The sequence below is a fragment of the Marinobacter sp. UBA2498 genome, assembly GCF_002341575.1.
Taxonomy (GTDB): domain Bacteria; phylum Pseudomonadota; class Gammaproteobacteria; order Pseudomonadales; family Oleiphilaceae; genus Marinobacter; species Marinobacter manganoxydans.
Genome location: NZ_DDOI01000052.1, coordinates 1 through 7,759, shown reverse-complemented (window position 1 = coordinate 7,759; position 7,759 = coordinate 1). Strand labels below are relative to the sequence as shown.

Here is a 7,759-nt window from a genome sequence, read left to right as displayed (position 1 = left end):
GACATCTGGCCCCACGGCAGGAGATAGCCCATGAACGCTTCAGCCATCAGGATCAGGTAGATCAGCATACCGAAGATCCAGATCAGCTCACGCGGCTTTTGATAGGAGCCATACATCAGCCCCCGGAACATGTGCAGATACACCACAACGAAAAATGCGGACGCTCCTGTGGAGTGCAGATAACGCAGCAGCCAGCCCCACTCGACATCACGCATGATGTACTCGACAGAGGCAAATGCACCTTCAGCCGAGGGGTTATAGCTCATGGTGAGCCAGATACCGGTCACCAGCTGGTTAACCAGTACCAGCATCGCCAGTGATCCGAAGAAGTACCAGATGTTGAAGTTTTTCGGAGCATAGTACTTGCCCAGATGCTTGTTCCAGGCTTCGATGACCGGAAGGCGCTCGTCCACCCAGTGAAGTAATTTGCTCATTACGCTGCCTCCGGATCAAGACCAATCGTGAGGGTCGAATCATCGTCGAAACGGTACGGCGGAACCACAAGGTTTGTGGGTGCTGGCTGTGCCTCGTATACCCTTCCTGCCATGTCGTAGCGGGAACCATGACAAGGACAGAAGAGACCGCCCAGCCACTCATCACCCAGGTCTGCCGGTGCAACTTCCGGCCGGTAGGACGGAACACAACCGAGGTGCGTACACAGCCCGACCAACACAGCAAATTCCGGCTTCAGCGACCGGAGTATGCCGTCGATGTACTCAGGTTGTTGCGGCACTTCCGAGTTCGGATCTTTCACCCGATCGTTAAGCTTTTCGATGTTCTCATTCATCTCGTCGGTACGGCGAATGATCCAAACCGGCTGACCCCGCCATTCAACGGTGATCTGCTGACCCGGTTCAATCTTGCTGATATTGACGGTTACCGGTGCACCGGCTGCTTCCGCTTTTGCACTGGGGTTCCACGACCCCAGGAACGGAACCGCCGCACCGACGACGCCGACTCCACCCACCACAGACGTAGCACCGATCAGAAACCGGCGCCGGCCTTGGCTAACGTCGCCATTATTCATTATGGTCTTCTCCCATCAGGCGATGCCACCGCCCGCAACACAGCCGACAATGCGCATCAAAAGGACTTCACAACCCAAAAATATAAGCGTCCAAATGGTAATGAAATTACCAGAGGCTTACAAGTCAGAAAGCCGCCGCTGGCGCCTCACCCCTGCTCCAGATCAATTTGCTGACAGATCACTCGAACATAAAAAAACCCGACCGAAAAGGGCCGGGTTTTCCAGGATCCTGCTCCAGCGAAATTAACGCTTGGAGTACTGAGGACGCTTACGCGCCTTGCGCAGACCCACTTTCTTACGCTCAACTTCACGTGCATCACGGGTAACATAACCCGCTTTACGCAGCGCCGGGCGCAAAGTTTCGTCGTAATCCATCAGAGCGCGGGTCAGACCGTGGCGAATTGCGCCGGCCTGGCCACTGATACCACCACCCTTAACGGTAATGTTGATATCAAAACGATCGGTAGACTCGGCAACCACCAGGGGCTGACGAACGATCATGCGCAGGGTTTCGCGACCGAAGAAATCTTCGATGGTGCGACCGTTGATGGAGATGTTACCGCTTCCCGGCTTGATAAAAACCCGAGCCGTGGATGTCTTGCGGCGACCAGTACCGTAATTTTGTGCTACAGACATATCCGCCTTCCGTTAAATGTCGAGTTCTTTGGGCTGCTGGGCTGCGTGAGGGTGCTCAGCGCCGGCATAGATTTTCAGCTTCTTGAACATGGCGCGACCGAGCGGTCCCTTCGGAAGCATGCCTTTGACAGACTTCTGGATGATTTGCTCGGGTGCCTTGTCGACCAGCTTCTCGAAGTTGATGGATTTGATTCCACCCGGAAAGCCGGTATGACTGTAGTACATCTTGTCAGATGCTTTCTTGCCGGTAACCCGCACCTGGCTGGCGTTGATCACTACAATGTAATCGCCAGTGTCTACGTGGGGGGTGTACTCAGGCTTATGCTTGCCCCGCAGACGAAGGGCGATTTCGGTTGACAGACGACCCAGCGTCTTGCCGGCTGCGTCTACAACGTACCAGTCACGTTTTACTGTTTCTGGTTTCGCACTCAGAGTCTTCATTGATTCCGCCTTGAACGCTATATAAGAAACGTTAAAAACCACCGCCGGTAAATGCAAGGCATCCGGAGGGGGTTCCATACCTGTGTTGCGTTGCCATCATTCGGGGCTGAGATAATGACATCGCCTTGAAAAGCCAGGGCGCGAAGTATACTCGAACCACCCAGGAAAGCCAACCCTGTGTCGATTCGTTTCGTTATTCCCCTATACCGGCAGTCGCCCAACCGTACAGCCCCGACACGTTATCCAGAAGCGCCGGCGCCAGATGCTCCGGCGACGTGCCACGGAGCTCCGCGAGCGCGTCCAGAATATCCGGCAGATAGCGTGGGGAGTTCTCTCCCTGTGGCACGCCTTCCGGCGCCATGTCCGGGGCGTCTGTCTCAAGCACCAGCGCCTCCAGTGGCAATTTTGCGACTGCGTCGCGGGTCTTTCGGGCCCTGGGATGGGTGATCACACCCCCTACCCCGATAAAGCACCCAAGATCGACCAGCTTTGCAGCCTGCTGGAAGCTTCCGCTGAATCCGTGAATCAGTGCTCGACCCTGCCACTGGCGACGATTGAGCACACCGTGAACTTCGTCATGGGTCTTGACGGAGTGGATCACCAGCGGCAAATTCAGTTCGTCAGCCAGCGCCACCTGGGCTTCAAACCAGGGCAACTGCGCTTCGAGACTTCCCCGGATTCGATCGAGTCCGCATTCACCGATTGCCACACAGCGGTCGGGACGACCCTCCAGCAATCGGCGGAGCTGAGTCAGATCTTCTTCAGAATGCTCTTCCACAAACCAGGGGTGAATGCCGAGACAGTAAAACAGACCATCATGAGCCAGCGCTGTCTCGCGGACGCGGTCCCAGTCCGCTCGCCGGACACCGGGTATCACCAGCCCCCGGAGTCCGCGCGATCGGCCCTGCTCAAGCTCTTTATCGCGGCGGCCATCGAACTGGGGAAAATCGAAATGGCAATGGGCGTCGATCAGCTGCACAGTCACCTCCGCCCGGAACCGTTAATGCTCCCGGGTCTTGTGGAACTGGATGTCCGGATACCGCTCCTGGGCCAGGTTCAGGTTGACCATGGTCGGAGCAATGTAGGCCAGCCTGTCACTCCCATCGAGGGCCAGGTTGTCGTTATTCTTGCGCTGGAACTCATCAAGTTTGCGCTCATCGCTGCAGGTGACCCACCGCGCAGTAGCTACGTTAATTGGCTCGTAGATGGCCTCCACCTTGTATTCGCTTTTCAAGCGACTGACCACCACATCGAACTGCAGCACACCGACCGCCCCGACGATGAGATCGTTATTCCGAAGCGGCCTGAACACCTGGACGGCACCCTCTTCGGACAGCTGTATCAGCCCTTTCTGGAGCTGCTTGGCCTTGAGCGGATCCTTCAGGCGAATCCGGCGGAACAATTCGGGCGCAAAGTTGGGGATGCCGGTGAACTTCATGTCGTCGCCAGCAGTAAAGGTATCACCCAACTGAATGGTGCCATGGTTGTGCAGGCCGATAATATCGCCGGCAAACGCCTGCTCGGCGTGTTCGCGGTCGCCGGCCATGAACGTCAGCGCGTCGGAAAACCGGACTTCCTTGCCAATACGGACATGACGAGCCTTCATACCCTGGTTGTAACTGCCGGAGACAATGCGGAGGAAGGCAACACGGTCACGATGCTGTGGATCCATATTTGCCTGAATCTTGAATACGAAGCCCGAGAACCCGTCCTCGGCCGGCTGGACCAGTCTCTGGTCGGTTTCCCGCGGTTGCGGCGCCGGGGCCCACTCCACCAGACCATCGAGCATGTGGTCCACGCCGAAGTTACCCAGTGCGGTACCAAAGAAGACTGGCGTCAGTTCACCGGCAAGAAAAGCTTCCTGGTCAAACTCGTGGGACGCGCCTTTGACCAGCTCAATTTCATCACGCAGATCGCCGGCGTAAGCGCCAATCGCCTGATCAAGCTCGGGATTGTCCAGCCCCGAGATAACGCGCTTGTCCTGAATCATATGGCCCTGGCCGGACTGATACAGAATAACCTCGTCCCGAAGCAGGTGATAAACCCCTTTGAAGCTCTTGCCCATACCGATGGGCCAGGTGATCGGTGCACAGGCAATTTTCAGAACTTCCTCAACCTCGTCCATCAGCTCCACCGGATCCCGGGTGTCCCGATCCAGCTTGTTCATGAACGTGATAATCGGCGTATCCCGCAGCCGGGTAACCTCCATCAGTTTGATGGTCCGTTCCTCGACACCCTTGGCGCTGTCAATAACCATCAGACAGGAGTCCACCGCCGTGAGCGTGCGGTAGGTGTCCTCCGAGAAGTCTTCGTGGCCCGGCGTATCCAGCAGGTTCACCAGCTTGCCACCATAAGGAAACTGCATGACGGAGGTGGTTACCGAAATACCCCGCTCTTTCTCCATTTCCATCCAGTCGGACTTGGCGTGCTGGCCAGACTTCTTTCCCTTGACGGTACCGGCCTTCTGGATTGCCTGCCCGAACAATAGCACCTTCTCGGTAATCGTGGTCTTACCGGCATCCGGGTGCGAGATAATGGCGAAGGTGCGGCGCTTGGCCACTTCCTGGGAAAGGTTAGACATAATCGAAAAGCAACCTGAATCTGAAGTTCTGGAAAAGGCGGCCATTATAGGCCCTATGCCGCTGTGACGCTAACTCGCACTGCAGTGATCACTGGCCGAGGGCAAGCATCAGGACCCGGGCATCCTCCCGCCCACTGGCAGACGGATAATACCCGGGGCGCTGGCCGATCTCGTGAAAGCCTTCATTCTGGTACAACGCGATAGCGGCATGATTGCTGTCCCTTACTTCGAGCAACAGCTGAGCCATACCTTCATGAGCTGCGGTTGCCAGAACATGCCTCAGAAGATAGCGCCCCACCCCCTCACCGCGGGCTCTCGGGTGGACGCAGATATTCAGCAAATGCGCTTCATCAACCATGTAGGCCACGACAGCGTACGCGGTGAGTTTGCCCCCATGGCAGGCACCCCAGAGCCGGTAGTTGTCCTTGAAACAATCCAGAAACACCGATTCGCTCCAGGGGTGCGAATAACCCTGGCGCTCTATATCGAGCACATCCGGGACATCCTCGGGCACCAGGGGGCGCACAATAAGATCGGCATCAAGAACTTTTTGGTAGGTTTCCGGATAAGGCATTAACGGGCGACCAGAGGCCGTATCTGTTGCCACAGGGAGCGCTTCAATGTCGGGTTGCCGGCAATCTCAGCAAGGGTGTGCGGAAACCGGACTGCTGCGTCGTGTCCAAGGGCTTCGCTCAGCCAGCTTTTTTCTGCATCCTCTCCACCCTGCAAGACGACAACCTGCTGACGTTCCAGGCCCGACAGAACACTGCGCATCACCTCAACAAAGTCATGGCCGGAGTTCCCGGGCACCAACAGATTGTTGAAGATAGGCCAGGAGACTTGCCCGAGCACTTGAGGCTGCTCCTCACCAAGGCTCTTGAGAATATTCAGTGCGAGGGTTTCCTGCAGTCGACTGCTGGCATCCGCAGACATACCTCCGATCAGTACCGCCCTGGTTCCCGCCCAGATCATGACGTTAACGTTTTCAGAGGGAATCCCGGCAGGCTGCTCTGACATGTCCTCTGGCGCTGCGGGCTCCGGAGAGTTCGCAGCGTCATCCGACACGGCAGGCGATTGGGGAGGCTGTCGGGAGGCGTTGCCTGGCGCGACAGCCTCACCTTCCATCAAGGCCTGAAGATCCGCTATTCGGGCCACGCCTTCAGTTCTATCTGGGCCCGTCGGTTTACGCGGCGCAGGGCGACCGGCATCTCTTACCGGACTGGGTATGGTTTCAGAAGTTCCAGGCATTGGCTCCGGAACCTGACTCTCCTCGGGAAACTCAAAATCCGGGCTTGGCGCCGCGCCGGGCAACGGTTGCCGGGCATACCACATGCGTATCCCCGCTGCTCCCAGATAAAACTGACGCTCTGCTTCCGATCCAACCATTACCTTCGCCTGTCGCGACTCACCGAATAACCATTCTCACACATCCGCGACCTGGGGATGCTGTCGAATTCCGCCCTTGCTGATCAGGTTCAGGGCCTCAATGTAAGCCTTGGCGGACGCGATGATGATATCAGTATCAGCACCCACGCCGTTAACGATGCGGCCACCGCGCTCCAGGCGTACCGTCACCTCGCCCTGGGCATCGGTGCCGCTGGTAATGTTGTTTACGGAATACAGCTGGAGATTGCAGCCGGAATCCACCAGAGATTCGATTGCCTTGAACGTGGCATCGACCGGCCCGCTGCCCTCGGCTTCAACCTTGTGCTCTTTGCCGTCTACGCTCAGCGTGAGATTGGCTTTGGGTACGACTCCGGTCTCCGAGCAGACCTGCATACAGACCAGGCCATAACGGCCGTCTTCCTCTTTCTGCCGGGTATCGGTGGCAATCGCCTGAAGATCCTCATCGAAAATCTCATGTTTCAGATCTGCCAGCGCCTTGAACCGTGTAAAGGCCTCATTCAGCTCCGTCTCGGTCTCAAACTGAATTCCGAGCTCCAGCAAACGGGTACGGAAGGCGTTCCGACCGGAGTGTTTGCCCAGGACGAGGCTGTTGGTATGCCAACCAACGTCCTGCGCCCGCATGATCTCATAAGTCTCCCGGTGCTTCAGAACCCCATCCTGGTGTATCCCGGATTCATGGGCAAAGGCATTGGCGCCGACGATAGCCTTGTTGGGCTGTACCGGAAAACCGGTGATTGTAGAAACAAGACGAGACGCCGGCACGATGTGCTGGGCATCAATGCGGGTATCGATATGGAACAGATCCTGGCGGGTACGAACCGCCATGACAATTTCTTCGAGCGCCGCGTTACCGGCCCGCTCACCCAGCCCATTGATGGTGCACTCTACCTGACGGGCTCCCTGGGAAACCGCCGCCAGGGAGTTCGACACAGCCAGACCCAGGTCGTTGTGGCAATGCACTGAAAAAATAGCTTTGTCCGCGTTTGGAATCCGGTTCAACAACTGACGGATGGTTTCACCGAACTGCTCGGGAATGGCATAACCGACCGTATCCGGGATATTGATCGTGCTGGCACCGGCATCGATGGCGGCCTCGATGATCCGGCAGAGGAAGTCCAGTTCGGAACGTCCGGCGTCCTCGCAGGAGAATTCGACGTCGTCGACATGACTCCGCGCGCGTTTCACTGAGCGAACCGCCTGCTCAATCACCTCATCCGGCTGCATCTGCAGCTTGTGCTTCATGTGAATGGGCGACGTGGCTATAAACGTATGAATACGCCCGCGCTGTGCCGGCCGGATAGCTTCTGCCGCGCGATCGATATCCTTGTCGAGCGCCCGGGCTAGACTGCAGATCGTTGAGTCCTTGATGGACTCGGCGATCGCTTTCACCGCCTCGAAATCGCCCTGGCTGGCAATCGCGAATCCTGCCTCAATAACATCCACCCGGAGCTTTTCCAGCGCTTTCGCAATGCGGAGCTTCTCGGCTTTGTTCATGGTGGCACCGGGGCTTTGCTCGCCATCACGGAGCGTTGTATCGAAAATAACCAGGTGATCAGTGGCAGGCATTGGCAGGCTCCATTCTGAGATGTCGTTCGTTATGGGGAGAGTATATCACCGGCCTGCCGTGAGTGAGGCCGTGAATTTCAGGCAATAAAAAACCCCAGCAT

General features: G+C 57.1%; 9 protein-coding genes. All 9 read right to left on the bottom strand.

The features are described 5' to 3' along the window. Positions 1 to 434 (bottom strand): cytochrome b (locus B2W52_RS06160; RefSeq protein ID WP_286801973.1); only part of this gene is annotated, 434 nt, incomplete at its 3' end. After that, positions 434 to 1,027, bottom strand: coding sequence for a ubiquinol-cytochrome c reductase iron-sulfur subunit (petA, locus tag B2W52_RS06155; RefSeq protein ID WP_008176552.1), 594 nt, complete (start codon positions 1,025 to 1,027; stop codon positions 434 to 436). The genes petA and B2W52_RS06160, both read right to left, overlap by 1 nt. A gap of 243 nt (positions 1,028 to 1,270) precedes the next feature. Further along, positions 1,271 to 1,663: a 30S ribosomal protein S9 gene (gene rpsI / locus B2W52_RS06150; protein ID WP_008176554.1), complete on the bottom strand. Its 393-nt coding sequence runs from the start codon at positions 1,661 to 1,663 to the stop codon at positions 1,271 to 1,273. A gap of 12 nt (positions 1,664 to 1,675) precedes the next feature. Continuing rightward, entirely contained in the window at positions 1,676 to 2,104 is a 429-nt protein-coding gene (rplM, locus tag B2W52_RS06145; protein WP_008176556.1) for a 50S ribosomal protein L13, read from the bottom strand. Positions 2,105 to 2,297: 193 nt separating this feature from the next. Then, positions 2,298 to 3,083, bottom strand: coding sequence for a TatD family hydrolase (locus B2W52_RS06140; RefSeq protein WP_008176559.1), 786 nt, complete (start codon positions 3,081 to 3,083; stop codon positions 2,298 to 2,300). 21 nt (positions 3,084 to 3,104) lie between these two features. Next, a complete protein-coding gene (gene prfC, locus B2W52_RS06135) occupies positions 3,105 to 4,685 on the bottom strand; it encodes a peptide chain release factor 3 (RefSeq protein ID WP_008176562.1) in 1,581 nt (526 codons plus the stop codon). 88 nt (positions 4,686 to 4,773) lie between these two features. Further along, positions 4,774 to 5,259, bottom strand: coding sequence for a ribosomal protein S18-alanine N-acetyltransferase (gene rimI, locus B2W52_RS06130; RefSeq protein WP_008176564.1), 486 nt, complete (start codon positions 5,257 to 5,259; stop codon positions 4,774 to 4,776). Next, on the bottom strand, positions 5,259 to 5,702 hold the full coding sequence (locus tag B2W52_RS06125) for a hypothetical protein (RefSeq protein ID WP_286801946.1): 444 nt from the start codon (positions 5,700 to 5,702) through the stop codon (positions 5,259 to 5,261). The genes rimI and B2W52_RS06125 overlap by 1 nt, the downstream gene beginning before the upstream one ends. A gap of 405 nt (positions 5,703 to 6,107) precedes the next feature. Continuing rightward, complete coding sequence (locus B2W52_RS06120; RefSeq protein ID WP_008176567.1) at positions 6,108 to 7,658, bottom strand: 2-isopropylmalate synthase; 1,551 nt, start codon at positions 7,656 to 7,658, stop codon at positions 6,108 to 6,110. Positions 7,659 to 7,759 lie beyond the last annotated feature (101 nt).